The organism is Stappia stellulata DSM 5886 (assembly GCF_000423705.1).
GTDB classification, from domain to species: Bacteria; Pseudomonadota; Alphaproteobacteria; order Rhizobiales; family Stappiaceae; genus Stappia; species Stappia stellulata.
This window is the reverse complement of record NZ_AUIM01000004.1, coordinates 208,041-232,872: the sequence shown is the minus strand read 5'-3', so window position 1 is coordinate 232,872 and position 24,832 is coordinate 208,041. Positions and strand designations below refer to the sequence as shown.

The following is a 24,832-nucleotide window of genomic DNA, read 5'->3' as shown; positions in this document are numbered from 1 at the left end:
GTAAAATCGCTATTTCAGATGGTTTTGAACGATTTTACTTATACATCATTCGGCGGCCGTCGTGGCGAGACGGCTTTCGAGCAATTCGCCGCTCTCGCGCAGGACGGGATGGGCAATCGTCGCAATCAGCGAGTTGATCTGCTTGTAATGCCGGATCGTTTCCAGATGGATCTCGCTGGTCTCGATGGCGTCGATACTGCCCTCGCGCAACCGCGCGAGGTGCCGGGCGCTGCTGTCGCGTTCCAGCTGGCGAAAGCGGTCCTTCTCCTCGACGATCTGGCGGGCGGTTTCCCGGTCGCCGGAAACGAGCAGGTTCAGCGTCAAATGCAGATTGGCGAGCACCCGCTGATGCAGGTCGGTCAATTCGCGCCAGCCATCGGGGGTGAAGCGCAGCCGTCGGTCGCGTTTCTTCTCGGCCAGCGACAGCAGGTCCTTGACGATGATATCGCCGACGTGCTCGAGGCTGATGGCATGTCCGGTAAGCTCGAAGCAGCGCTGGGAATCGGCCGGGTCGAGGCGCTTGCGCGCCACCTCCGCAAGGTAGAGCTTTATTTCCGCCTGCACCGTGTCGAGCTCGTCGTCGAGCGCACGGGTCTGTGCGATCCGGGTCGGAGAGCCGCTTTCATAAAGCTCCATCACCGGCGACAGCATTCGCTGCAGTGTCTCGCCCATGCCGATCAGTTCGCGCGTCGCACCGGCAATCGCCAGATTCGGCACATCGATCGCTTCGCGCTTCAGCGCGCTGATGCGGTTTTCGGCCGCGTCCTCGTCGCGTCCTCGCGGATCGGCAAGGATGCGCTCCACAGCTCGCGACATCTGCACGCAGAGCGGCAGGCCGAGGAGAACCAGCGCCGCATTGAACAGGACATGTGCATTTACGATCTGTTCCGCCGCCGTGGCGCCCAGAAGGGACAGCGGCGGATCGAACAGGACCAGAAGCCCGAGCGCGCCGAACGACCCCGTGGCTCGGAACAGCATGTTGCCCACCACGATGCGACGCGCTTCCAGCGTCCCGCCGCGCGTCAGGCCGAGCGCGATCAACCCGCCGCCGAAATTCGCGCCGAGCGTCAGCACGATGCCGAGTTCCGCAGGCAGGACCTGTTGCGCGGCCAATGTGACGAACAGAAGAATCGCACCCACGCTGGAATGCACGGCCCAGGTGAACAAAGCGCCGAGCAGGAATGCCGTCAGAAGGTCGCCCGACAGATAGTCGACGATCAGCGAGAAGAAGCTCCCCTCCCGCAAGGGCGCGGTCGCTTCTCCCATGAGCCTGAGCGACAGGAGCACCAGGGCGATGCCGATCAGGATCCGCCCGCTTTGACGCTGCTCCCGGCTTCGGCCTTTCAGGAACAATCCACCGCCGATGACCAACGCAATCGGCATCAGCCAGGAGATGTCGAAAGACAGGATGCGCACCACAAGCGCGGATCCGAGATCCGCACCGAGCATGAGTGCAAGTCCCACGGCGAGCGGCAACAGCCCGCTCGCTGCAAACCCCGCCCCCAGGATCGCCACCGCGGTCGAGCTTTGCAGCACGACCGCCGCCCCGACACCGATGGCCGCCGATTTGACCGCGCCCGTGCGTGCCCGGCCGATGGCGCGGCGAAGCCCGGCGCCGTGCGACCGCTCCACGCCGGTACGCACCATCCGCACGGCGAACAGGAGGAGCGTCACCGCTCCCGCCAGATGCAACAGCATCAGCGAAACAGTCATGACCCAGTCCTTCTTGTTGTTCCCGGTCGCCGCGACCAGAAGACGGAGACCGGCGGGCCGGGCGCACGCTTTGGTGCGCCCCCGGCGTTTGCCGGTCCGGGCCCTTGTTGAAGCGCGGCCCCTCGAAAGGCACCGCGCTCATTGGTTTGCACGCCGGATGCCCCGTCCTAAACGGGGAAGCCGGCGAATCCCCGGCATCGTGCCAATCGGTCCGGGCCGTATTGAGGCAAAACGCCGGTTGCCGCGGCGCGATCAGCCCGGATCGCGCTGCCGCCAGGCGCTCGACCGCGCCAGGAGCGACCGGGTGACCACCACCTGCAGGAGTTTCACGCTGACCGACGTCAGGACGATCATGATCGCCATGGCCGACGCCGGGGCCTGATCGCCCACGTCATCCATGTTCAGCACCGCGATCGATGCCAGTTTCGTGTCGGGTGCATAGAGGAACACCGCCGCGGACACCGTCGTCATCGCGTTGAGGAAGAGGTAGATCGCGACATTGAGGATCAGCGGCAGACAGATCGGCACATGCACCCGCAGCATGGTCTTGTAGGCGGGCACTTTCAGCGACGCCGAGACCGCCTCGAACTCCTTGTCGAGCTGTTTCAACGCGGTCACGAAGGACAGATGCGCCACGGTGTAAAAATGCACCACCGTCGACAGGACGAGGATCGCCATCGTGCCGTAGATCCCGCTGAGCGGATTGGTTGGCGTTGAAAAGAAGAAGACATAGGCCAGGCCGAGCACGAGACCGGGAACGGCCATCGGGATCATCGCCAGCATGTGCAAGAGACCGCGGGCGAAGGGCAGCGTATCGGCCTTCTCCACGAAATAGGCGCCGAGGAAAATGACGCAGGTGCCGATCAGCGCCGTCCAGGCCGCCATTTCCAGCGAATTGGTGAAAGAGCTCCAGCCGTTCGGATCGACAGCGTTGAAATCGTAATGCGCCAGCGTCAGGGTGAGATTGTAGGGCCAGTAGGTCACCAGCGACGCGAAGACCGCGGTCGCGAGAATGCCGACCAGGAACAGGGAAACCAGCGAGCAGAAGACGAAGAACGCCCGGTCCCGCCCCTTGCTCGGCTGCGGCGCATAGGGCACGGCACGCGCCGACATTTGCGCCACCTGGCGCTTGCGCACCACCCGGTCGACCGAAAACGAGAGAATGGCCGGAAACAGCAGGATCAGGCCGACGACCGCGCCCATGGAGAAACTCTGCTGGCCGACCACCTGCTTGTAGATATCCGTCGCCAGCACATTGAAGTTGCCGCCAATCACCTTGGGCACGCCGAAATCCGTGATTGTCAGCGTAAAGACAACGAAGCCGGCACTGATCAGTCCGTAGCGCGCACCGGGAACGGTGATCGTCCAGAAAATCCGCCAGCGCGATGTTCCCATGGCTTCAGCCGCTTCATACAGCCGCGCGTCGGCGCTCGACAGGGCCGTCACCATGATCATCAGCACGTGCGGAAACACATAGAAGGTGATGCCCAGAACAATACCGATCGGGCCATAGACCGAGTTGCCGAACAAAAGCTCGCGGATCATTCCCTGATTGCCGAGAAGATAGATCAGCGCGATGGCCGACAACAGCGACGGCGCCAGAATGGGGATCATCGCGATGGCGCGGAACAGGCCGCGCATCGGCATGCAGGTGCGGGTCAGCGCATAGGCATAGCCGAAGGCGAGGCCGCAAGCGATCACCGTGACGGTCAGCGCGATCTGGATCGAGTTGAACAGCGACTGGACCAACCCGGCGGAGGAGAAATAACGGACGAAATTATCCAGTCCGACGAAGGTCCCGGTGTCGTTCTGCAGGCTCTTGAGGAAGATCGTGACCAGCGGCGCGGCGACGAAAATCAGCAGCAGCGCGACACCCAGCAGCAAACCGAGTGTCGACACCAGACGTCCCCGGTCGACCGACGGAAACGCCGGGCCTGCGCTTGCCTCGAAATCCTGTGCGCTCATGCCCGCTCCTCCGTCGAGGATTTGACGAGCCCGGCGGTGCGTTCGTTGCCGGGATAGATGCAGATCCGGTCGCGCGGCAGGGCCAGCGACAAGGTGCTGCCCGCGTCAACGCCGAAATCGCGCAGCATGTTGGCCGAAAGATCGGCCTCGAAGACCGCTCCGTCGAACCCGTTCACCCGCACCCGCGCGCGGCTGAAGGCGCCGAGGAAATCGACGCTTTCGATATAGCCCTGAAGCTGGTTCTCGGTCGCATCCTCCAGTCCGCGAAACATCACGTCCTCGGGCCTGAAGCTGACCAGAACATCGCCGCTCAGCCCGTCGACCTGTTTCGGGTCGAGTTGCAGCGTGCGCGACCCGATCCGCACGGTTCCATCGGCCTGCGCCGTGCCGTGCAACAGGTTCATGTGCCCGACGAAATCCGCGACGAACGCGCTTTGCGGGTCGGTATAAACCTGCATCGGTGTGCCGACCTGCTCGATATTGCCCTTGCTCATCACCACCACGACATCGGCCAGCGCCAGGGCTTCTTCCTGGTCGTGGGTGACCATGATGGTGGTTACGCCCAGCCGTCGCTGGAGCTGTTTCATTTCGTGGCGCAGATCGACGCGCACCTTGGCGTCGAGGGCGCTGAGCGGTTCGTCCAAGAGCAGCAGGCCGGGCTGCATTGCGAGCGCGCGCGCCAGCGCCACGCGCTGCTGCTCGCCACCGGATAGCGCCGCAGGATATTTCGGTCCGGAAGACGGCAGATGCACAAGGTCCAGTAGCTCCTGCACCCGTGTGGCGATTTGCGCCCGCGGCAGACCCTGGTTGACGAGGCCGTAGCCGACGTTGGCGTTGACCGTCAGGTTCGGGAACAGCGAGTAGGACTGAAACACGATGCCGAAGTCGCGCTGCGATGGTGGCAAGTTCGAGATATCGCGCCCGTCCTGAATGATCCGGCCGGAACTCTGTCGCTCAAGTCCAGCGATTGACCGCAACAAGGTGGTCTTGCCGCATCCCGACGGACCGAGAAAGCAGACGAAGGTTCCGCGTTCGATTGTCAGGGAGATGTCCGTGAGTGCCTGAAAGTCACCGAACCATTTGGAAACGTTGTGAATTTCGAGGAACACATCGTCGCTGGGCACATCTTGCGGAGCAATAGATGCAGCCGGACGGACACGGTTGGGGCGTTTCGCTACCATGTTCATGAGCGGCGAGTCCTTCCGAAAGAATGGGGTGCGTCGTGGAAAAGTCCGGCCGGCAGGGCCGGCCGGACAGCGGCGAACCGCCTTACTTCGGCGCGGACTTCGAGCCGTACCGTTTTTCCCATTCGTCCAGGATGCGCGCCCGATTCTCCGCCGCCCAGGCGAAGTCGTTGTCGATCATCTTTTCCTCGATGTTGGCGGGGAAATGCTCGACAGCGGTGGCGATGCCCGGCATGGCGACGACGGCATAGGCCTCGTTGTACATCCGGTTGGCCTGCTCGGTGACCGACCAGTCCGCGAGCGCCTTGGCGCCGGCCTTGTTCTTGGCCGACTTCATGATGGCGAAGCTCTCAAGATCCCAGCCAAGACCCTCTGACGGGGCAACCACCTCGACCGGAGCGCCTTCGCCCTTGAGCTGCGCGCCCTTGTAGGCGAAAGAAATGCCGATCGGATATTCGCCGCGCCCGGCCATCTTGCAAGGGGCGGAGCCGGAATGGGAATAGATGCCGATATTTTCGTGCAGCCGGTCCATGAAGTCCCAGGCCTTTTCCTCGCCCCAGATCTGCATCCAGCTCGACACATCGAGGAAACCCGTACCCGAGGAGGCCGGGTTCGGCATGATGATATGCCCCTTGTAGACCGGCTTGGTCAGGTCTTCCCAGGTCGCCGGCATCGGCAGGCCCTTGGCCTCTGCCTCATAGGTGTTCACGCAGACCGACGCGACCCATGCGCGCTGACCGACCCAGCGCGGCGGATCCTGCTTGTCCATCAATGCCGGCGATAGCTTGTCCATGCCCGCCGGGGCATAGGGCTCGAGCATGTCGCGCTCGGCCATCATCAACAGACTGGTGGCGGCAAGTCCCCAGACGATGTCGGCCGGGGAGTTCTCTCCTTCCGCCAGAAGCTTCGCGGTAATGACGCCCGTGGAATCGCGGACCCACTGGATCTCGTAGTCCGAATTGTCAGCCTGGAAGGCTTCCGCAAAACCCGCAAGTTCCTCCGGTTCGACGGCCGTGTAGACGGTGATTGTCTCGCGCGCCGAAACGCTGAGCGTTGTCGCGAGCGCTGCGGCGGCGGCCAGACCGGCCACGCGTCCGAAAGTCTTTGATACCGTTCCCATTTGTGGCTCCCCATACGGTGAAGGTGAGTAAGGCGCGCAAGTCCGGCTGCTTGTTGTTGTTTGCCGCTTTGCGACACGCGGAACCTTACACCACCAGCAAACGATCGATCATTACCATAAGTCAAATCGCTAATTCTAATAGAATGGATCGAATGAATCGATGTATCGTTCCCTTGGCGATTCACCCGCCCGACCAGCCTGCCTTGCCAGAACCCACCAGAAGGAGACCCCGATGCGCTACGTGCAACTGCGAGCCTTTCACAACGTGGCGATCTCGGGGGGCTTTTCGAAGGCCGCCGACGCGCTGGGCCTGACCCAGCCGGCGGTCTCCGATCAGGTCCGCAAGCTGGAGGAAGAGTATCAGATAATCCTGTTTCATCGTAACAAACGTCAGGTGTCCCTGACCGACTCGGGTGCGCGGTTGCTGGAGATAACCCGCCGGATGTTCGATACGGAAACCCAGGCGATGGAGTATCTGTCCGAGGCCCGCGACCTGCGCACCGGCACGCTGCGGATCATTGCCGACAGCGCGCTGCACCTGCTTCATCTGCTGCCGCCGTTTCGCCAGCGCTATCCCGGTATCGAGATTTCCATTCGCAGCGGCAACACCGAGACGGTTCTGACGGCGCTTGAGGATTATGCGGCCGATGTCGGTGTGCTTGGCGAGGTGATCACCCGTCCCCGCTTCAAGGCGCTGCATCTGGGCAGCGAAGCGATTGTCGCCTTTGTCGCCAGGGAGCACCCGTGGAGCGAGCGATCCGGCGCGACGCTTGCAGAGATCTGCACAAAGCCGTTGGTCTTGCGGGAAAGCGGCTCGAAAACCCGACAGAAGTTCGAGGAGGAGGTCGCGCTGCGCGGGCTCAATGCCAATGTGGCGATCGAGGCGGAAGGCCGCGAGGCGGTGCGCGAGATCGTCGCCACCGGCCTTGGGGTCGGTGTGGTCTCGCGCGCCGAGTTCGGCCACGATCCGCGCCTGCGCGAAATCGTCATCACCGATGCCGACATGCGCATGGAGGAGGCTCTCCTGTGCCTTGCGGAACGATCCCAGGCGAAGCTGATCTCCGCCTTCTTCGAAATCGCAGGCGATGGCCTCCCCCTGACACCGGGAGGCTGATCACCTCTTGATGCGCGCGCCGGCAGGATCGTAGGCCGGCTTGAGCGACGCATGGGCCGGAAAGCGCGCGCCGGCGATGTCCACTTCCCAGGAACCGTCGGCAAGGAAACGCGCGTCGATGGCCGTATCGCATTGGATCATCGCCAATCCGACCGGACCGCCGGGCGCATACCCGTAGGCGGCGGAACGCAGATAGCCGACCGGCTTGCCGTCGCGCAGCACCAGCTCCCCGCCCCAGGCGACCGCTTCGCGATCCTGCACGACGATCTGGACAAGGCGGCGATGCCGCGGCAACCCGCGCAGCGCCGACAACGCCTCCTTGCCGATAAAGCCGTCCGGTTTGTCGAAGTCGACCGCGAAGGCGAGCCCTGCCTCGAAGGGCGTGACGTCCGGATCGATGTCCCGCCCCCAGGCCCGGTAGCCCTTTTCCAGCCGCAAGGCGTCGAGGGCGTAATAGCCCGCATCGCGCAGGCCGAGATCCGCGCCGGCCTCAAAGAGGGCGTCATAGACACCTGTTGCGAAATCCGCAGGCACGTAAAGCTCGAAGCCGAGTTCCCCGACATAGGTCATGCGGTTCGCCAGAACCCTGGCATGGGCAAGGTCGATCTCCCGGTTTTGCGCAAACGCGAAGCCCTCGTGCGACAGATCGGCATCGGTCAGCCGCGACAGGAGTTCGCGGGACTTCGGACCCATCACGCTGAGCACCGCATGGGCGGAGGTCACATCCGTCAGCGTGACGGCAGCCCCCATGGGTATCTGGCGGCCGATCCAGTCCACGTCGCGCACCGCTTGGGCCGTGCCGGTCACGAGGAGAAAGCTCTCCGGCCCGCGCCGCAATACGGTCAGGTCGCTTTCATAGCCGCCCCGGGCGTTGAAAAGACCGGTATAGACCGAGCGCCCGACCTCGACATCGACATTCGCTCCGCAGATCCGGTTGAGCACGGCGGCCGCATCCGCCCCCTGGACCAGAAGTTTGGCGAAGGAGGTTTGATCGAACACGGCCACGGCCTCGCGCACCGCCTTGTGCTCACGCGCGACCGCCTCGAACCAGTTCTGCCGACCGAAGGAATAGCGGATCTCCCGCGCCTCTCCTTCGCCGGCAAAGAAATTGGCCCGCTCCCACCCCATCTTGGAGCCGAAGACCGCGCCTTTGGCCGAGAGGCGGTCATAGAGCGGCGACTTGCGCAAGGGGCGTGCCGTTTCCAGTTCCCGGTTCGGCCAGGGCATGGCGTAATGCAGGCCGAGGGTTTCCTTGACCCGGTCATGGAGCCAGCGGGGGTTGTTGTTGAAGCGGTCGAAGCGGCGAATATCGACCGGCCACAGGTCCTGCGTCGGTGCGCCGTTGACGATCCATTCGGCAAGCGCCTGCCCTGCTCCGCCGGCACTGGCGATGCCCATGGAGTTGAAACCCGCGCCGACGAAGAAGTTCCGCAGGCCCGGCGCCTCGCCGAGGATGAAATTGTTATCCGGCGTGAAACTCTCCGGGCCATTGTAGAATTGCCGGATCTCGGCTTCGGCCAGCGCCGGCACCCGCTCCAGCGCATGCTCCATCAGGATCTGGAACTGGTCCCAGTCGTCCGGCAGGAGCTGGAAGACGAAGTCGTCGGGGATGCCGTCCATCCCCCAGGGTTTCGCCTCAGGCTCGAACCCGCCCATGACAAGCCCGCCGACCTCTTCCTTGAAATAGATGTACCCGTCGGGATCGCGCATGACAGGAAGGTCCGGATGCACGCCCTCGATTTGTCCGGTCACGATGTACATGTGCTCGGCCGAATGCAGCGGCACATCCACGCCGCACATTTGCCCAACCTTTCGCGCCCATTGCCCCGCACAGTTGACGACGGTCTGCGCTTTCACCGCCCCGCGATCGGTGACCACGCCCGTCACCGCACCTGCCGCCGTCGAGATGTCCACGACACGCACGCCCTCGACGATCCGCGCCCCGCCGCGCCTTGCGCCGCGCGCCAGCGACTGCGTGAGATCCGTGGGATTGGCCTTGCCGTCGCCCGGCAGCCAGACCGCGCCGGCAAGATCCTCGGTCGCCATCACCGGCCAGAGCTTTCCGGCCTCCGACGGGCTCAGCACCTCGATATCGACTCCTTGCGCAAGGGCCGAGGCCGCCGTGCGCCTGAGCACCGTCATGCGCTCTTCGCTGCGCGCCACGGTGAGCGAGCCGCAATTCTTCCAGCCGGTCGCCAAACCCGTTTCCGCTTCAAGGCTGGCATAGAGCTCGGTGGAGGCGCGGATAAGGCGTGTCATGCTCTCATGCGAGCGCAATTGCCCGACCAGCCCCGCAGCATGCCAGGTGGTTCCACCGCTCAATTGCCCCTGCTCCAGGAGCAGCACGTCCCGCTTGCCAAGTTTCGTCAGATGATAGGCAAGGCTCGCCCCGACGATCCCTCCGCCGATGATGACGATCTCTGCCTGCGATGGCACCGCGTCCTGCGACATGAATTGTATCTCCCTCACCTTCCAACCCTCCCCCGGCGCTCGCGTTGTTCCACGCCCGACGCACCGGGATCGTCCGCCGAACGGACATCTGGACAGCCTGCATTCTTTGCAAAATTTTGCAATTCTTTTCTACATTTGGCAATTTTGTGCTATAGAACATCTTTGCCAAGCATGCGACCTTTGCAAATGTGCTTGAAACCGGACGGAAGCCCCCGATGCGCGAGACCTCCCTCATGCCCGCCGAACATCGCCGCGCCCGGATTGTCGACGAGGTCGAACGCCGTCAAACGGTGACGATCCGGGCATTGAGTGAACGCCTTGGCGTTTCCCGCGAGACCCTGCGCAACGACATTTCCCTGCTCGACGAGGCCGGCCGCCTGCGTCAGGTGCGTGGCGGTGCGATGATCCGCGACCGGGAAGAGCCGCCGGTGGGGGAGCGTGTCCTTACCAATCCGGACGGCAAGCGCGCGATTGCCGCTGCCGCTGCCGCGCTCATTCCCGACGGCGCAACCATCTTGCTGGATTCAGGGTCGACCACGCGCTTGCTGGCGGAACGCCTCGTCGAACGGGTGGCAACGGGCACCCGGCTGAGCGTTTTCACCAACGATCTGAAGATCGCGCTCGCATTGCATCCGCTTGGTGTCGCGGTGCATGTACTGGGTGGCCGTCTCGCCGACGGCGAGGAATCCACCGGCGGGCTGGATGCCATCGACATGCTGAGCGGTTATAGCGTCGACCTCGCTTTCGTCGGCGTTGGCGGACTCGGTTCCAGATTGCCGATCTCGGATTTCAGCCGCGAGGCCGTGGCCCTGCGCGCGGCGATGCTCGCAACGGCCCGCACCCCGGTCCTGCTCGCCGATCACACCAAGATCGACCGGCCCGCGCCTGTGCGTCTGGCGCCGCTTCCCGAGAACCTGCGCCTCATCACCGACCGTCCGCTTCCCTCCCCCTTGGCCAATGCCCTCGCAAAAGCCTCCGTGCACGTCGAATTGGGACAACCCTGACGACCCGGCTGTCGCCCCTCATGCGGCAATCAAAGATCAGAACAAAGCCACGGTGACGTCCGAAAGGCCCCAGCAAAAAACTGGTCGATAATTGAATACCTTCACGAAACCGCCAGGAATCCCGATAGTCATCTTCGCGGAATGCATATCTATTACAGTTCATCGCGGATTGGTTTAGTCTCTACCGCGTTCGCGGAGGTCCTTCTGGATGCCTGTTTCGGCAAGGGCGACACCAGAATCTGTGAAAGTGCGTGGCCCGGCCTTGGATGGTTTATGAGCCGACGATCTCAAGGTGCAGCCGGGCGTTGAGCCAGAAAACGGCTTGAAGGCCGAACTGAATGCGCTGTCACCGAAGACCCCGAGGTCCTGCGCTGTTCGGGCAATGCCTGCGCCATCTGCCAGCATCTGGAAAACCTTCGAGAGCCGTCATTGTTATTGCCACCGCTGACAGGACATGCTTGTCACTTGTTCCAACCTGGGTCGTCAGGCGCACCGGCCGTGAGACGCATGGCAGGGGCAGAAAAGCGGGAATACGTGATGCCGCCTTGACCTCAGTCAACGAGACGGCAAGCAGGCTCCTGCCCGCACACGCCCGCATTCGGCACCGGAGATATTGACGCCAGACAAGGCTTATGAAAACGCAACGGGACCTGTGAGGCTGGCAGCCACACCCAAAACCCTTGTTCACCTTGAATGGACTGCGAGCTTGTCAGAACACCGGGACAGCTTCGCTGATTCCGCCAGATCAAAAATACAAACAAGACCGAGACAGAAATGAACACCTTGACCGTGGCAGCGATTGCGCTGCTTTCACTCCCGACGGCGCTGGCTGCACAAGGCATCACCGACAAGCAGGTCGCGGACATGGCGCGTAACAGCTTCGCACCGGTGATGGCCGAATACGATATCCCCGGATTGGTGGTCGGTATCACTTTTCGCGGTGAACAGCATTTCTACGCGGCCGGGCTTGCTTCACGAGAGGGTGAGGTTGCTGCATCGCAGGACACGCTTTTCGAGCTCGGGTCAATCAGCAAGATCTTCAATGCAACGCTTGCGGTGCAGGCCGACCAACAAGGCAAGATCAACCTTGATGCACCCGTATCGGATAGCCTGCCAGACCTGAAGGGGTCCGCCTTTGACAGCATCGAGCTTGTCGATCTCGCGACCCATATGACCGGTGGCTTGCCGTTGCAGGTCCCGAGCGAAGTGCAGGATGTGCCTGAACTGATCAACTGGCTGTCTGATTGGCAGCCGCCTCAGCCCGGGGCCCGCAGCTACTCAAACGTCAGCATTGGTCTTCTGGGGCACATCACCGCCGACGCGATGGGCATGCCCTACGCCCAGGCCGCCGAGGAAGTCCTGTTCCCGGCCCTGGGCTTGACCAGCACCTACGTCAACGTTCCGGACTCGGCGATGGATCGCTACGCCTATGGCTACGACCGTAAAACCGACGCCCCAATCCGCGTTAATCCCGGCGTGCTCGCGGACGAGGCCTATGGTGTAAAATCCACAGCTCACGACATGGTGCGCCTGCTGGAACTCGAACTAGGTCACGGTGAAGTCGCCCCTGAGCTTTTCAAAGCCCTCGAAAGGACGCGGGAGGGTCGCGCCGAGACGGCCTATTACACCCAGGGCATGATCTGGGAGCAATATCCGTGGCCTGCCAAGCTGGACGCTATGGTGGCTGGCAACGGGTCCGATTTCATTCTGTCTCCCCAGCCCGCCTCCGCCATCACGCCGCCCCAGCCGCCGCAGCAGGATGTCATCCTGAACAAGACCGGATCAACCAATGGCTTCGGTGGGTATGTGGCGCTGTTGCCATCACAGGATCTTGGCATTGTTGTTCTTGCCAACCGGAACTACCCCAATGAAGCTCGAGTCCGAGCGACTTACAAGCTGATAGAGGGCCTTCTGGCCGCTCAAGAATAGCGCATAACGAAAAGCGTTTTGGAAGATGCCGACAGCGCCCGAACGACCGGTCGAATGTCGTTCGGGCGCTGTTTGCTATGGCGATATCAACAGGCTGGATGGTGTCCCGCAGGCGGTCGCGACGTTTCGACCGCCGACAGGTGTCAGTCCCTTGGCCCCCAGAGCGGCATCGATCCCGCCCCTGCCGATGGCGCCGACTTCGGCCGGTAGAGCCGTTGCAAGGTGCCGATCATGTCCTCGAACGTCTTGTCGAACTCGACGCAGGTCTTGTCCGTCGGTCGGAGGTAGGTCGAACGGCCCTTTCGCTCGCTTGTCAGGAACCCTGCCTTTTCCAGTTCGCGTATCTTGCGGTGGACGGTGGAGAGCGGCAGATCAAGAACCCCGGCCAGCGACGACAGGTCATAGAGCCGCTCCTGGTTCTCCCCGACGATCACGGTTCGAATGATCAGGGCATCGAGCGGCCCACCCCACAACCCGGTTTCGATTGCATAAAACCGGTTCAGGCATTCGATAATCTGCGTCTGCACGATACGGCGTAGTTCTTCCGCTGTCTCTGGCGGGAAATCCTGCCGGATGTTCATTCGCGTTGCTTCCGCATGTCTTGTCCCCCGCCGCTTTTCCTGCATATCGGCATTTCTGCGGAAGGCTAACAGCTCCTTTCCAGAATGGAAACATCCAAAGCCCGGGGAGCGACGTCGCATGCTATTGGAAATACAGGGCGAAATGCGCCGAGGCGAATGACTTCACTGCCCCAGGGCCAATGACGAAGACTCGCCAAAGGCGCCGGAAACTGCGCAAGGCGGAGGAGAAAAGCATGACGAAACATATTCTTGTAGTCGGAGGCGGCATCGGGGGGACGATGACCGCGAACAGTATCGTCGCCAAGCTCTATCCGGAAATTTCGCGGGGTGAAGTCAAGGTCAGCATGTTGTCCGACTCCCCTTGGCATTACTACAAACCGGCGTTCATGTACGTGGCGTTCGACATGTTTTTCGAGGGCGAGCTGCGCCGCAAGCAACGGTCGCTCTTGCGTCCCGAGATCGATTTCAATGTCGACAGGGTGACCGAATTCGACTTCGCCGGATCCCGTGTGAAAACCGCCAGCGGCAAGACCGTCGGCTACGATTACATCGTCGTGTCGACCGGCTGCCTCCCGGCCCCCGAGCGCATTCCCGGCCTCAAGGAAGGCGGCGATTATTTCTACCAGTACGACCCGGCGCGCCAGCTTGCCGAAAAGCTGCGGAATTTCGAGAAGGGCCGTATCTTCATCACCGTGAACTTCCCGAAGACGCCGAATGTCCCGCATCAGTGCGGCATCGCGCCGATGGAAACCACGCTGATGGTCGACGAGTACCTGCGGCGCAAGGGCGTGCGCGATCAGGTCGAGATCGTCTACACCTATCCGACGGTCTCGCAGCTTCTGCGCAACTGTTTGTTCCTTCAAGAGGAAGTCTGCGAGGTCCTGCCGCCGGTCTTCGAGAGCAAGGGCATCAAGTATCAGCGCGGCTTCACCCTTGCCTCCGTTGATCCGGGCAAGAAAATTGCCGTTTCGGAAGAGGGCAAGGAAGAGGAATTCGACATCCTCATGTGCACGCCGCCGATCCGCGCCGTCGATGCGGTCCTCGAGAGCGGCATATCCAAGGCGCCGAACAACGAAGGCTGGCTCCCCACCGACCGTCAGACGCTGCAGCTGGAAGGCCACCCCAACGCCTACATCATGGGCGACACGGTCGACCTGCCGATCAGCAAGGCCGGAGGCTCCTGCCACAACCAGTGCCCCGTGATCGCCAACAACATTGCCGGCGATCTGCGGCTCGGCCGTCCGGTCGATGCCTATGACGGCCGCGTCCAGGCCGTCGCCCAGATGGGTCTCGAGTTGGGAATGCCGCTTTGGTACGACTACGACGAGGATGTGCATCCGACCCCGCCGACCAAGGTCGGCGGATTGCTTCGCAAGGCATTCAACAGGGGGATCTACTGGTCAGTTGCCCGCGGCATCATCTGATCACGGTGGATCGCCGACAACCTTTGGGAAGGAAACACAATGAGCACATCCACGACTGAAACGACAGAAACCAATGCAGCCGAGCCGCTTGTGGAGCGGATCGCGCAGAGTTCTGCACAGATGGACGACGCAACGGAAAAAGGCCTTGCCGAACTTCTGGAAAAGGTCGCCCCGTTGCTGCAGGCTGGACGGTTTCACAACGTCGTCGACCTCCTGTCGCTGGCATCGGACGCAGTGGACATGGCCGATGACGCCATGATCCAGAAGCTGATGAAGGCCTATGAAGAAGGTATTGGCGCGGCCTGGTCGCTCAGCAATGCCGCTCGCTATGCCCAAGCCGAGGCGGCCACCTTGCCCGTGCCGACCCTGTTCGGTCTGCTGCGTGCTGCCGGCGACGAGGACGTCCGTCGCGGTCTGCATTTCGGGATCCGCTTCCTCGCCGTATTGGGCAGCCGAATGAAGGACGACGGCGAGGCATGACCGCAGATGCGGACCTTGCCGCTCTTTATCAGGAGCGGGTGCGGCATTGGGCTGCAAGGGTGCGCAACGATCGCCGGCTTTCGCACCCGGCGATCACCGTTACGAAGAACAGCCCGATTTGCGGCAGCGCCCTGACACTCGATGTCAGGGCGGATGGCCGGACGCTTGTCGAACTGGGCTATCGGGTCCGCGCCTGTACCCTGGGAATGGCTGCGACGGCGGTCGTCGTCGCCAATGGTGCGGGGAAACCTGTAGAGGAGATACTCTCCGCCGGGAAGACGTTGCGACGCCTCCTGGCCGGCGAGGATGTTGATTTCCCTCCCCCGTGGAACGCACTTGAGATGTTCGTCGCCGCCCGGAGCTTTCAAAGCCGGCATGGATCGATCTTGCTTCCCTTTGAAGCGATATCGGACGCCTTCGACGAAACCGACCCCACCTGAGTTTCGGCCCCGCCGACCTGGCCAGACAACCGACGCCTGTCGGCGCCCCCGGGGACCCGGCGCGATTGCCGTCCTCCTTCCATGCGGTGATTTGTGAACAGGTTTCGACAAGTGACGAGCGCGGCGTTTCGTTGGGACATTCGTCCCTGAAGCAGCCGGTGAAGCTCTGGGCTAAACCGTTCTGCACCGGCTTGCCGGGCTGGATGCAAGGACGGTCGAAACAGGACTCCCGCATCGCTTGAGACCCGCCCTGCGGGGCAATATCCGATCCATGGCACGCCGGGGCGAGGCGCTGCCATGACCGGACCTCAGGTCACGCGCCATACGGTGCCCGGTCGATAGTCTCCAACGAAAAACGATCCTTGCGCCGCTCCTCCTTGCGGATGGCGTTTTCGAAGGACCGGCCGACCTCACGCATCACGACAGAGTGCAGCGCAAGGCGGCCCGGAGCCGCCGCGCCTTCGGACCCGAGGCGTGGCGGCATCGCCGCCACAAGGGTTAGAAAGTCACCCGCCCGTGTTCGCCCACATCGGGCATGCTGTCTGTCATGTTGGCCTTGGCGATCTCATAGAGATAGGCGGCACCCCCATCCGTGGCCCAGATCTCACCTTCATGGGGGCTGAATTTCACCAGCCGCACGGCGTCGTCATTGCGCCCGTTGGGGAACCAGGCGGCGGCCATGGCAGACCAGAGTTCATCGAGCTTGGCGGCGTCGTTGGTTTCCTCGAGCTTGCCGGCGATGTTGGCGTAGAAATTCGCCTTGGGGTCAGTCACATAGAATGACGCCTCTCCGCCGGATTTTGCTGCACGGTCAGCGGCCGAGCCCGCGGCGGTAATGAACCAGATCGCATTCGCCTCCTGGTCGGGCATGGGCGACATCGGCACCGGCCTTTCGCTCTCTGCAGCCAGAAACCCGGCGCGAACGTCGTCGAGGCGGTTCCAGAAACTCTGTTTGAGATCGGTATCGGTCATAAACGGTCTCCTTTTCTCGTTGTCTCATTGCCGGGGCACAGACACGGATCCTATTGCGAACGATGAGAAAACGCCCCGGGCCGGCGCTTTGTTCCGTGAATGATGCCGGTTCGCCACGCGAGCTCATGGGAGCTGTGGTTTGCGGGCGGCTGGAGCGTACTTCGCGGGCGTTTGTCCAGCGCCGGTGTTCGGGGAAGACCGGGACCGCCCCGGTCTCGACCCGGCCGCAGCGGGCTCGTGTCCCGGCCCCTGACCGATTTGCGGGCGTTTGCCCAAATGTTTTGCAGTGCAATAAGTAATTGCATTATGCAATTGACATGCAAGTAGGCTGCTAATAATCCTGAGTGAAGTTGGTTGAATTTGGCGTTTTGGACACGTGAAACGTGCCCCCACACGCAGCCTGCCGCCCGAACCTGGCCGTGTCGTCTGAGGGCGGTCGTCGCCGGGTGCCGGCAAGCTCCGGTCGAAGGATCTCGCGGAGTGCGCCAGGGATCGGGATTGCCAACCGCTCGGATGAGAAGCGGACGGATAAAAACACCGGAGGAAATCTGTCAGCACCGCCGATGACGAGCGGCCGCAGCCGTTCGACGTTCAGAAGGACACTTGCGATGTATGCCGATGCGAAAACAGCCTCCACGTCCGTCGAATTCGTCGGAAAACGCTCTTCCGACTATCGCGATGCGCTCTCGCATTACGCCAATGTCTGGCTGCCCGACATCGCCTGCATGAAACGATGTCTGAAGCCGTTGCCCGGGGAACGGATCCTCGAGGTCGGAGCTGGAAACGGGTACTTCAGCACGGCCATTGCCGATTGCGTCGGTCCCGAGGGGCTTCTGGTCGCAAGCGACCCTTCCGTCGACCAGCTCGCCGGCCTGGAGGCCGAAAGCGCGCATGGAAACATCCGGGTCGTGCCGGCCCCGGCCGACGTGCTCGACATTCCCTTCAGCGGGTTCGATGCGATCTGGAGCCGTGGCGCGATCCATCATGTTGCCGACAAGACATCGGCGTTCGCCCGCTTTGCCGATCTGGCGCGGCCCGGCGGCCGGCTGGTGATCGCGGATATCTTCGCCGGCACCCCGCTTGCCCGTTACTTCGATGGCTTCATCGCCCGCAGTTGCAGCACCGGACACGAGGTGGCGTTTCTGTCGCGCGAGTTCGCCGACAGCCTGTGCGCCCTCACCGGCTGGGGCTCGCCGCGTTTCGACGAGGTGATCACGCCGTGGGAGTTTCGAAACCGCGAGGATATCGGGCGGTTCCTTCAGCTCCTGTTTTCCGCCAAGCCGGAATACACGGCGGAAGACTGTCTTGCCGCCGCCGACCATTATCTCAGCGTGAGCGAAACCGCGTCCGGCTGGGCCCTGATGTGGCCGATGACCGTGATGACGGCCGTTCGTCCGGCGCATGGTTGACGGACCATGGCGAGAAACCTCTCCATGCCGCATCTCCGCAAGACCAGAGGCGCTGCCGGTCTGCAGGTCGCGCCGGGAAAGCCGGCCGCGCGGCAGCACCGGCCCCGCCCCGTGCTTCGGATAAGGGCCTTGCGCGGCGATCAAGTCGAATTGAAATCGCTGCGTCTCGACCGAAAACGCGTGGCGTTGCGCTATGGCGGGCGTGGGGGCGACGCGGACACGGTGCCGCCGGCGATCATCCCCGGGGCCGTCAGCCCGACGACCGTGATTTATCATGGCAGTGTCGGCGCCTTCGCCCATATAGCCAGCCAGTCGGCCTTTCCGAACTCCCGCAGCATTGGTTGCGACAATCTGTTCGACGTTGTCGAGGCCGTTCGCAACGGCCGGGCCGACGTGGCTGTTCTTCCTTGCGAAAACATTCTCGCCGGGCGTGTTCCCGACATCCATCTCCTTCTGCCGGATGTGCGCCTGGCGATCGTCGGGGAGATCTTTCTGCCCATCGAGTTGCATCTCGTGGCGCCGCAGGGATGGCGCGCCAGCGAAATCCGCCGCGTGCATTCGCATCCGGTGGCCCTGAAACAGGTCCGACGGTTCCTTGCCACCCACGGGCTTTCCTCTGTTGAGGAAAACAACACCGCGACAGCGGCCGCCCTCATCAAGCAACGCGGTGACCGGGAAGCCGCGGCGGTTGCCTCCGCCCTTGCGGCCGAAACCCACGGCTTGACGATCCTCAAGCGGAACATCGCCGACACGCCGTTCAACATGACGCGGTTTTATGTGCTGTCGGCAAGGTCGGTCGTGCCGGCGGCGGATCGGCACGACATCATGACCAGCCTGTTGTTCGAAGTGAAAAACGCGCCCGGGGCCCTGTTTCGCGCGGTCGGCGGATTTGCCGAAAACGGCATCAACCTCACCAGGCTGGAAAGCTACCTCCTGGACGGACAGTTCGTCGCCACACGGTTCCTCTGCGAGTTCGAAGGCCATCCCGACCACGACCGGGTGAATCGGGCGCTTGCGGTGCTCGAGCGCCAGACCACGCGCCAGACTGTGCTGGGTGTTTTTCCAATGCATGCGACCGGTGCCCGCGTGCGTGCCCGAAACCGGCAGTCGTCGCACCTCGATAGCCTGTCCGGGGGCCGTCCGTGATGGACAGGCCCCAGGCTCTTGAAACCGCCTCTCGGGACGCGCTCGCCGCAGCGCTTGGCATGCTTGCGCCGCTGCTGGGCGAGCGGCTGTCCACCGCGATGCCTGTGCGCGACCAGCACGGACAAGACGCAAGCTATCTTCCCGCCGTGCCGCCGGATGCCGTTGCCTATCCGGTGGATGTCGACGAGGTCGTCTTCATTCTCAAGACCTGCCATACCCACCGTGTTCCGGTGATCCCCTTCGGGACGGGCACGTCATGCGAGGGGCATGTCGCCGCACTGCACGGCGGGATCTGCCTCGACATGTCCCGCATGAATGCCATCGAACCGGCAAGCGTCGCCGACATGACCTGTCGGGTCGGTCCCGGCGTCACACGCAAGACGCTGAATGCCTGGTTGCGCGACAGCGGTCTGTTCTTTCCCGTCGATCCGGGCGCGGATGCCTCCATCGGGGGCATGATCTCGACCCGCGCGTCAGGTACCAACGCCGTGCGCTACGGGACGATGGCCGATCATGTTGTCTCGCTGGACGTGGTGCTCGCCGATGGAACGCAGGTCCGGACGGCGAGCCTCGCCCGAAAATCCGCAGCCGGCTACAATCTGAACCAGCTGATGATTGGCGCGGAAGGAACCCTCGGCGTCATCGTCTCGGCCACCTTGCGCCTTCATCCGATCCCCGAAGCGGTCGAGACCGCTCTGATCGCCTTTCCGTCCTCCGCGACCGCCATCGACTGCGCGATTGCCATCATGGGATCCGGCCTCCCGGTTGCGCGTATCGAATATCTCGACGACGTCCAGATTCGCGCGGTCGAGAGCTATTCGAAACTCGGGCTGAGCGCGGGCGACACGCTCATCGTGGAATGCAGCGGGGATCCGGACACCGTTTCCCGGCAGATGGCGTGGATCACGGAACTTGCCGCGGATTTTGCGCCCCGCACCGTTACGACGGCCCAAAGCCTGGAGGACCGAAACCGGATCTGGCAGGCGCGGCATGATGCCTGGTGGGCGGCCATCGCCTTGCGACCCGGGGCGAAGGGGATCCCCACCGACAGTTGCGTCCCCGTCTCGCGCCTCGCCGAAGCGGTCGAGGCGGCCCGAACCGATTGCGCGGACCTCGGCCTTACCGCGCCAATCTGCGGCCATGTCGGCGACGGCAATTTTCATCTCTGCGTCGTTTTCGATCCCGACAACGATCTCGAGGCACGAAACGTCGAAACGCTGCTTGAGCGGCTGTCGCGGCGGGCCATCGCCCTGGGCGGGACGATAACCGGGGAACACGGGATCGGCTACGGCAAGCGCAGCTATCTGGCCGAGGAGCACGGCATTGCAGGGCTGCGCACGATGGCGGCGGTCAAGCGCGCGCTCGACCCGCGCAACATCATGAACCCCGGCAAGATCATCGCTCCTGGCGACCTGCCGCCGTTCGACTGATGGGGAGGACAACACTTATGGCAAACGACCCGCATTCCATTGCGGATTTCCGGGATCTGGCGCGCCGGCGGCTGCCTCGGTTCGTCTTCGATTTCATCGACGGGGGGAGCGGGAGCGAAAACACGCTTGCGGAGAACCGCCGCGCGCTCGACCGTATCCGCCTGCTCGGATCGGCGCCCACGGATGTCAGCGACTGTTCGGGCGCCGTCACCCTGTTCGGTCGGCGCCACGCGTTTCCGGCAATCATCGGCCCGACCGGGCTGGCGGGAGCTGCCTGGCCGCGCGGCGACCTCGATCTGGCGCGAGCGGCGTCCGCCAGCGAGATCCCCTTCGTGATGAGCACGGCCGCCACTGCGACGATGGAAGAGGTTGCCGCGGCCGGCGATGGCGCAAAGTGGTTTCAGCTTTATCTCTTCAAGGATCGCAAGGTCAGCAAACGACTGGTTGAAAGAGCGCGGACCCTCGGTTTCAGGGCCCTGGAAGTGACGGTCGACAACGCCATTCCCGGGCGGCGCCTTCGCGATGCCAGAAACGGCTTTTCCCTGCCGTTTCGCTGGACGCCGGCAAAGCTTGCAAGCCTTGCCCTCCACCCGGCGTGGAGCCTGCGCATGGCGCGGGCCGGAGCGCCGAAACTGGAGGTCATGGCGGCGGAGCTCGGTCTTCAGCAGACGGATACCATCGCCGAGCTGATGCAATCCCAGCTCGACGGATCGGTTGGGTGGGAAGACATCAAGTGGGTCCGCGACACCTGGGACGGTCCGTTGATCGTCAAGGGCATGCTCGACCCGGGACAGGTGTCCAAGGCGCTCGAGATCGGTGTCGACGGGCTGGTGGTGTCAAACCATGGCGGCCGGCAGCTGGACGGCGCCGTCGCGACCATCGACATCCTGCCGGAGTTCCGCGCGCAGGCCGGGTCGGACCTGACCCTGCTCGTGGACAGCGGCTTCCGCACGGGATCGGATATCGCGCGCGCCCTGGCGCTCGGCGCGGACGCCGTGCAGATCGGTCGCGCCACGCTCTACGCGCTGGCAAGCGGCGGAGAGCAAAGCGTTCGCCGGGCGCTCGCCATCCTCAAAGCCGAATTCGAGATCGCACAGATGCTTATGGGCGCGCGAACCCTGTCCGATTTCGATGCGTCCATGCTGCGACCTTCCCGTTCCCTTGCGACGCGGGAAACAGGTCGGCGGACACACGATCCCTCACCGGAAAACGGCCCTCTTTCCCTTGTCGCCGGCGAGCGACAGGGCGCCCTGCCCTGACAGCGGGGCCCGGGCAAGCTCTCGTCATTCCAGAAAGACAAACACAGAAGGGAACAGTCAGATGCTTCGACAGAAACTGGCCGCATGTGCTGCGGCTGTCCTCATGTCCGCGACCGCGCTGCCGGCACTCTCGGCGGAAATGACCAAGGTCGCCATTACCTACATCGTCGATCATCCTGCCATCGACGCGGCCCGCATGGGCATCGTCGATGAACTGGCGGCGGGCGGCTACAAGGAAGGCGAAACCCTCGACATCCAGGTTCAAAGTGCGCAGGGCAGCATGCCGACGCAGCTGCAGATCGCCAAGGCCTTCGCGGGTCTCAAGCCCGACCTCCTGATCGCGATCAGCACTCCCTCCGCACAGGCGCTTCAAAGCGCGGCCGGGGATGTTCCGGTTCTCTTCGCCGCCGTGACCGATCCGGTCGAGGCGAAGCTGGTCGCCAGCATGGAGGCGCCCGGCGGAACGATCACGGGGACCAGCGACAAGCAGCCGTTCGGGCCGACCCTGGAGTTGATCAAGACCCTCGTCCCGGACGCAAAGACGATTGGCGTGATCTACAACGCAGGCGAGGCAAATTCGGTGTCCCAGGTGGCGGCGCTGAAGGTCGCGGTCGCGGAAAGCGGGATGACGCTTGAAGAAAGCACCGCCTCCCAGACAGCCATGGTGGCCGATGCCGCCGTCAGCCTTGCCGGCCGTGCGGACGCGATCCTCATCCCGACCGACAGCACCGTGGTCGCGGCCGTCGAAAGCGTTGTGAACGTGGGCAAGAAAGCCAAGGTTCCCGTTTTTGCCAGCGACACGAACTCGGTCGAGCGCGGGGCGCTCGCCGCACTCGGATTCGACTACTACAAGCTCGGCCGCCTGACCGGCCAGATGGCCGTTCGCGTCCTCGCGGGAGAAAGCCCCGGTGCGATCCCGGTCGGCGTTCTGGACACGCAGGACCTTTATCTGAACACGACCTCGGCGGCGGCCATGGGGGTGACGTTGTCCGGCGACATGCTGGATAAAGCCAAGAAGGTTGTTGAATAGAATGAGCGCGCTGGCTCTTTCCGGAGCGATCGAAGCAGGATTGCTTTTCTCGCTCGTGGCGCTTGGGGTGTACCTCTCCTTCCGGGTCCTCAGTTTTCCCGACCTCACGGTCGACGGCAGTTTCCCGTTGGGGGCTGCCGCCACCGCGGTGGCAATCGTTCACGGGATCAATCCGTTTCTGGCGACTGCCATCGGAACCCTTTCGGGATGCTGTGCAGGGTTCGTCTCCGCCTATCTCAATGTCCGCTTCAAGATCCTGAACCTTCTCGCCGGGATCCTGACAATGGTGGCGCTTTACTCGATCAATCTCCGGGTGATGGGGCGTCCGAACATTTCCCTTTATGGCGAGGAAACGATTTTCACCCCTTTCGCGGAGATACTCGATTTCGGCCTGTGGACGACAAGTGCCGTTCTTCTCGTCATCGCGCTCGCCATGAAGTTCTTCGTAGACTGGTTCCTCGGAACGCAGGTCGGCCTTGCCCTCAGGGCCAGCGGAGAAAATCCGGTCATGGCCCGGGCGCAGTCGGTCGATAACGGCCGGATGACCATCGTCGGAATGACGCTGAGCAACGGGCTTGTCGGCCTGGCGGGGGCATTGTTCGCGCAGAGTCAGGGCGTGGCGGATGTGTCTTTGGGCATCGGCACCATCGTGACGGGTCTTGCGGCGCTGATTATCGGCGAAACCCTGTTCGGTTCGATCAAGGTCGCCTGGGCAACCTTCGGCTGCCTGATCGGTGCGGTGCTGTATCGCCTGTTCATCGCCGCGGCCCTGAGCGCCGGGTTCCTCGGCATTCAGGCACAGGATCTCAACCTCGTCACTGCCATCGTCGTCGCGGTCGCGGTCATCCTGTCCCAGGCGCGGCGCAACAGCAGGTTCAAGCTGTGGCCGAGATTGCGGCGCCTTTTCCCCCAACCGCAACCGCAAAAGGGATAAGCGAATGCTTAGTGTCTGCGATGCCTATATCACCTTCAATCCCGGCACGCCGCTCGCCGTTCCCGCGCTTCGCGGTGTCGATCTCGACATCGCGGAAGGAGAGTTCGTCACTGTGATCGGGACCAACGGCGCCGGCAAGTCGACGCTCCTGTCGGCCGTGGCCGGAGATGTGCGCCTCGACCGCGGCGGCGTCTACATCGATGGCCACGACGTGACCGCACGGCCAACCGAACAGCGTGCCGGCATGATCGGCCGGGTGTTCCAGGAACCGCGCGCCGGCACGTGCAGTTCGCTGACGGTTGAGGAAAACCTTGCGCTTGCCGCAAGCCGTGGCGGACGGCGGCGCCTTCGCAACGCGCTTGGCGGATCGCGCAAGAAGCGCGAGCTTGCAGAACAGCTTTCGCGGCTGGGAATGGGACTGGAGGACCGGCTCGGCGCCATGGCCGGAACGCTGTCCGGTGGTCAAAGACAGGCGCTCAGCCTGTTGATGGCCACCCTGCTCCCGATGAAGATCCTGATCCTCGACGAACATACCGCCGCTCTGGATCCAGGGGCGGCGGCGACCGTTCTCGAGCTGTCGGCGGAGATCACCGGAGAACAGAAGCTGACGGCCCTGATGGTCACCCACAGCATGCGCAATTCGCTCGACTTCGGCTCCCGGACGATCATGATGAACGCCGGTCGTGTGCTGCTCGACATTCACGGAGAGGAGCGAAAGGGCTACGACGTTCCTGATCTTCTCGACCTCTTCAAGAAGACCACCGGCACCGAAGTCGAGGACGACCAGCTCATCCTCGCCTGACCGCGACAATCCAGGCGTCCCGGCGCCAACCGCCGGGGCGTATCTCCCTTTGCAGAAGGCCGCCTAGATGGCGGCGCGTTCGCGCTCAAGCTCCGCGACCAGCAACCCCGGCGGGTTCTCCGGCACCATCTGACGCAGTCTGGACACGCTTACCTGCGCAAACAGACCGGCGGCGGCATAAGGCTCGGCGTCCAGAAACCGCTCGACCGCCTCGCGGCTTTCATGGGAGAGCACCATCAGGCTTCCGATGACCCGCGCGCCGTCGTCGCTCTGAAGCGGCCCGCCGAACACGACAGCGTCGCCATGGGCGATCATGTATTCAAGATGTTCGGCGCGGGTGCGCTTGCGCAAGTCGCCGGCATCCGGCCGGTCGAGACAATGAATGACATACGGCATTTCGGGTTTCTCCGTCTTGACCAGGCACGCTGCCGGTCAGGCCTCCTCC

At 63.2% G+C, this 24,832-nt stretch carries 21 protein-coding genes and 1 pseudogene; 13 read left to right on the top strand and 9 right to left on the bottom strand.

Annotation, left to right across the window (positions count from 1 at the left end; genetic code table 11):
* Positions 1-45: 45 nt before the first annotated feature.
* From G572_RS0101250 to G572_RS0101235, 4 genes are all read right to left on the bottom strand, one after another.
* The gene (locus G572_RS0101250) at positions 46-1,713 is read right to left on the bottom strand and encodes a Na/Pi cotransporter family protein (RefSeq protein ID WP_029056936.1); all 1,668 of its coding nucleotides are present in this window, start codon (positions 1,711-1,713) and stop codon (positions 46-48) included.
* Between the two features lie 252 nt (positions 1,714-1,965).
* Complete coding sequence (locus tag G572_RS0101245; protein WP_029056935.1) at positions 1,966-3,678, bottom strand: putative 2-aminoethylphosphonate ABC transporter permease subunit; 1,713 nt, start codon at positions 3,676-3,678, stop codon at positions 1,966-1,968.
* Positions 3,675-4,859 (bottom strand): putative 2-aminoethylphosphonate ABC transporter ATP-binding protein, encoded by a 1,185-nt coding sequence (locus G572_RS21955; protein ID WP_084649887.1) that lies wholly within the window; start codon positions 4,857-4,859, stop codon positions 3,675-3,677. Before G572_RS21955 ends, G572_RS0101245 begins: the two co-directional genes overlap by 4 nt.
* An 88-nt stretch (positions 4,860-4,947) precedes the next feature.
* On the bottom strand, positions 4,948-5,982 hold the full coding sequence (locus G572_RS0101235; protein ID WP_051241420.1) for a putative 2-aminoethylphosphonate ABC transporter substrate-binding protein: 1,035 nt from the start codon (positions 5,980-5,982) through the stop codon (positions 4,948-4,950).
* Positions 5,983-6,214: 232 nt separating this feature from the next.
* Here G572_RS0101235 and G572_RS0101230 point away from each other — a divergent pair, with 232 nt between their 5' ends.
* Positions 6,215-7,096 (top strand): LysR substrate-binding domain-containing protein, encoded by an 882-nt coding sequence (locus G572_RS0101230; protein WP_029056933.1) that lies wholly within the window; start codon positions 6,215-6,217, stop codon positions 7,094-7,096.
* On the opposite strand, the gene G572_RS0101225 is transcribed toward G572_RS0101230, so the two are convergent.
* On the bottom strand, positions 7,097-9,547 hold the full coding sequence (locus G572_RS0101225; RefSeq protein ID WP_029056932.1) for a GcvT family protein: 2,451 nt from the start codon (positions 9,545-9,547) through the stop codon (positions 7,097-7,099).
* A gap of 215 nt (positions 9,548-9,762) precedes the next feature.
* On the opposite strand from G572_RS0101225, the gene G572_RS21950 reads away from it, so the two are divergent.
* Positions 9,763-10,551, top strand: coding sequence for a DeoR/GlpR family DNA-binding transcription regulator (locus tag G572_RS21950; protein WP_051241418.1), 789 nt, complete (start codon positions 9,763-9,765; stop codon positions 10,549-10,551).
* 774 nt (positions 10,552-11,325) lie between these two features.
* On the top strand, positions 11,326-12,480 hold the full coding sequence (ampC, locus tag G572_RS0101215) for a class C beta-lactamase (protein WP_029056931.1): 1,155 nt from the start codon (positions 11,326-11,328) through the stop codon (positions 12,478-12,480).
* A 143-nt stretch (positions 12,481-12,623) separates the two neighbouring features.
* On the opposite strand, the gene G572_RS21945 is transcribed toward ampC, so the two are convergent.
* Positions 12,624-13,061, bottom strand: a complete 438-nt coding sequence (locus G572_RS21945; RefSeq protein WP_051241416.1) for an ArsR/SmtB family transcription factor — start codon at positions 13,059-13,061, stop codon at positions 12,624-12,626.
* Between the two features lie 233 nt (positions 13,062-13,294).
* Between G572_RS21945 and G572_RS0101205 the strand changes: the two genes are divergently transcribed.
* The 3 genes from G572_RS0101205 to G572_RS0101195 are packed head-to-tail and all read left to right on the top strand — an operon-like array spanning position 13,295 to position 15,405.
* Positions 13,295-14,485: an NAD(P)/FAD-dependent oxidoreductase gene (locus tag G572_RS0101205; RefSeq protein WP_029056930.1), complete on the top strand. Its 1,191-nt coding sequence runs from the start codon at positions 13,295-13,297 to the stop codon at positions 14,483-14,485.
* 39 nt (positions 14,486-14,524) lie between these two features.
* Positions 14,525-14,965: a DUF1641 domain-containing protein gene (locus tag G572_RS0101200; protein ID WP_051241414.1), complete on the top strand. Its 441-nt coding sequence runs from the start codon at positions 14,525-14,527 to the stop codon at positions 14,963-14,965.
* Entirely contained in the window at positions 14,962-15,405 is a 444-nt protein-coding gene (locus G572_RS0101195) for an iron-sulfur cluster assembly scaffold protein (RefSeq protein WP_029056928.1), read from the top strand. Before G572_RS0101200 ends, G572_RS0101195 begins: the two co-directional genes overlap by 4 nt.
* Before the next feature lie 76 nt (positions 15,406-15,481).
* Here the strand turns inward: G572_RS0101195 and G572_RS26815 are convergent.
* Together G572_RS26815 and G572_RS0101185 are read right to left on the bottom strand one after the other, a co-directional pair.
* Positions 15,482-15,640: pseudogene (locus G572_RS26815) on the bottom strand (integrase core domain-containing protein); the annotation flags it as partial.
* Between the two features lie 263 nt (positions 15,641-15,903).
* Positions 15,904-16,377: a pyridoxamine 5'-phosphate oxidase family protein gene (locus G572_RS0101185; RefSeq protein ID WP_029056927.1), complete on the bottom strand. Its 474-nt coding sequence runs from the start codon at positions 16,375-16,377 to the stop codon at positions 15,904-15,906.
* Between the two features lie 608 nt (positions 16,378-16,985).
* On the opposite strand from G572_RS0101185, the gene G572_RS0101180 reads away from it, so the two are divergent.
* From G572_RS0101180 to G572_RS0101150, 7 genes are all read left to right on the top strand, one after another.
* The gene (locus tag G572_RS0101180; RefSeq protein WP_029056926.1) at positions 16,986-17,786 is read left to right on the top strand and encodes a class I SAM-dependent methyltransferase; all 801 of its coding nucleotides are present in this window, start codon (positions 16,986-16,988) and stop codon (positions 17,784-17,786) included.
* Positions 17,787-17,915: 129 nt separating this feature from the next.
* Positions 17,916-18,932, top strand: coding sequence for a prephenate dehydratase domain-containing protein (locus G572_RS21940; RefSeq protein WP_169391269.1), 1,017 nt, complete (start codon positions 17,916-17,918; stop codon positions 18,930-18,932).
* The gene (locus G572_RS0101170; RefSeq protein WP_051241408.1) at positions 18,932-20,362 is read left to right on the top strand and encodes an FAD-binding oxidoreductase; all 1,431 of its coding nucleotides are present in this window, start codon (positions 18,932-18,934) and stop codon (positions 20,360-20,362) included. Before G572_RS21940 ends, G572_RS0101170 begins: the two co-directional genes overlap by 1 nt.
* 17 nt (positions 20,363-20,379) lie before the next feature.
* Complete coding sequence (locus G572_RS21935) at positions 20,380-21,621, top strand: alpha-hydroxy acid oxidase (protein ID WP_084649814.1); 1,242 nt, start codon at positions 20,380-20,382, stop codon at positions 21,619-21,621.
* Between the two features lie 61 nt (positions 21,622-21,682).
* Positions 21,683-22,651: an ABC transporter substrate-binding protein gene (locus G572_RS0101160; protein WP_029056924.1), complete on the top strand. Its 969-nt coding sequence runs from the start codon at positions 21,683-21,685 to the stop codon at positions 22,649-22,651.
* 1 nt (position 22,652) lies between these two features.
* Positions 22,653-23,585 carry an ABC transporter permease gene (locus G572_RS21930; protein ID WP_037545007.1) on the top strand — a complete coding sequence of 311 codons (933 nt, stop codon included), beginning with the start codon at positions 22,653-22,655 and terminating at the stop codon, positions 23,583-23,585.
* 4 nt (positions 23,586-23,589) lie between these two features.
* Positions 23,590-24,387 (top strand): ABC transporter ATP-binding protein, encoded by a 798-nt coding sequence (locus tag G572_RS0101150; protein WP_029056923.1) that lies wholly within the window; start codon positions 23,590-23,592, stop codon positions 24,385-24,387.
* 63 nt (positions 24,388-24,450) lie between these two features.
* Here G572_RS0101150 and G572_RS0101145 read toward each other — a convergent pair whose 3' ends face one another.
* A complete protein-coding gene (locus G572_RS0101145) occupies positions 24,451-24,783 on the bottom strand; it encodes a YciI family protein (RefSeq protein ID WP_029056922.1) in 333 nt (110 codons plus the stop codon).
* Between the last annotated feature and the right edge of the window lie 49 nt (positions 24,784-24,832).

What these genes read in the sequence shown, in the direction of transcription:
- G572_RS0101250 (WP_029056936.1), bottom strand. Translation starts at nt 1,713, where the DNA reads ATGACTGTTTCGCTGATGCTGTTGCATCTGGCGGGAGCGGTGACGCTC.
- G572_RS0101245 (WP_029056935.1), bottom strand. Translation starts at nt 3,678, where the DNA reads ATGAGCGCACAGGATTTCGAGGCAAGCGCAGGCCCGGCGTTTCCGTCG.
- G572_RS21955 (WP_084649887.1), bottom strand. Translation starts at nt 4,859, where the DNA reads ATGGTAGCGAAACGCCCCAACCGTGTCCGTCCGGCTGCATCTATTGCT.
- G572_RS0101235 (WP_051241420.1), bottom strand. Translation starts at nt 5,982, where the DNA reads ATGGGAACGGTATCAAAGACTTTCGGACGCGTGGCCGGTCTGGCCGCC.
- G572_RS0101230 (WP_029056933.1), top strand. Translation starts at nt 6,215, where the DNA reads ATGCGCTACGTGCAACTGCGAGCCTTTCACAACGTGGCGATCTCGGGG.
- G572_RS0101225 (WP_029056932.1), bottom strand. Translation starts at nt 9,547, where the DNA reads ATGTCGCAGGACGCGGTGCCATCGCAGGCAGAGATCGTCATCATCGGC.
- G572_RS21950 (WP_051241418.1), top strand. Translation starts at nt 9,763, where the DNA reads ATGCGCGAGACCTCCCTCATGCCCGCCGAACATCGCCGCGCCCGGATT.
- ampC (WP_029056931.1), top strand. Translation starts at nt 11,326, where the DNA reads ATGAACACCTTGACCGTGGCAGCGATTGCGCTGCTTTCACTCCCGACG.
- G572_RS21945 (WP_051241416.1), bottom strand. Translation starts at nt 13,061, where the DNA reads ATGAACATCCGGCAGGATTTCCCGCCAGAGACAGCGGAAGAACTACGC.
- G572_RS0101205 (WP_029056930.1), top strand. Translation starts at nt 13,295, where the DNA reads ATGACGAAACATATTCTTGTAGTCGGAGGCGGCATCGGGGGGACGATG.
- G572_RS0101200 (WP_051241414.1), top strand. Translation starts at nt 14,525, where the DNA reads ATGAGCACATCCACGACTGAAACGACAGAAACCAATGCAGCCGAGCCG.
- G572_RS0101195 (WP_029056928.1), top strand. Translation starts at nt 14,962, where the DNA reads ATGACCGCAGATGCGGACCTTGCCGCTCTTTATCAGGAGCGGGTGCGG.
- G572_RS0101185 (WP_029056927.1), bottom strand. Translation starts at nt 16,377, where the DNA reads ATGACCGATACCGATCTCAAACAGAGTTTCTGGAACCGCCTCGACGAC.
- G572_RS0101180 (WP_029056926.1), top strand. Translation starts at nt 16,986, where the DNA reads ATGTATGCCGATGCGAAAACAGCCTCCACGTCCGTCGAATTCGTCGGA.
- G572_RS0101170 (WP_051241408.1), top strand. Translation starts at nt 18,932, where the DNA reads ATGGACAGGCCCCAGGCTCTTGAAACCGCCTCTCGGGACGCGCTCGCC.
- G572_RS21935 (WP_084649814.1), top strand. Translation starts at nt 20,380, where the DNA reads ATGGCAAACGACCCGCATTCCATTGCGGATTTCCGGGATCTGGCGCGC.
- G572_RS0101160 (WP_029056924.1), top strand. Translation starts at nt 21,683, where the DNA reads ATGCTTCGACAGAAACTGGCCGCATGTGCTGCGGCTGTCCTCATGTCC.
- G572_RS21930 (WP_037545007.1), top strand. Translation starts at nt 22,653, where the DNA reads ATGAGCGCGCTGGCTCTTTCCGGAGCGATCGAAGCAGGATTGCTTTTC.
- G572_RS0101150 (WP_029056923.1), top strand. Translation starts at nt 23,590, where the DNA reads ATGCTTAGTGTCTGCGATGCCTATATCACCTTCAATCCCGGCACGCCG.
- G572_RS0101145 (WP_029056922.1), bottom strand. Translation starts at nt 24,783, where the DNA reads ATGCCGTATGTCATTCATTGTCTCGACCGGCCGGATGCCGGCGACTTG.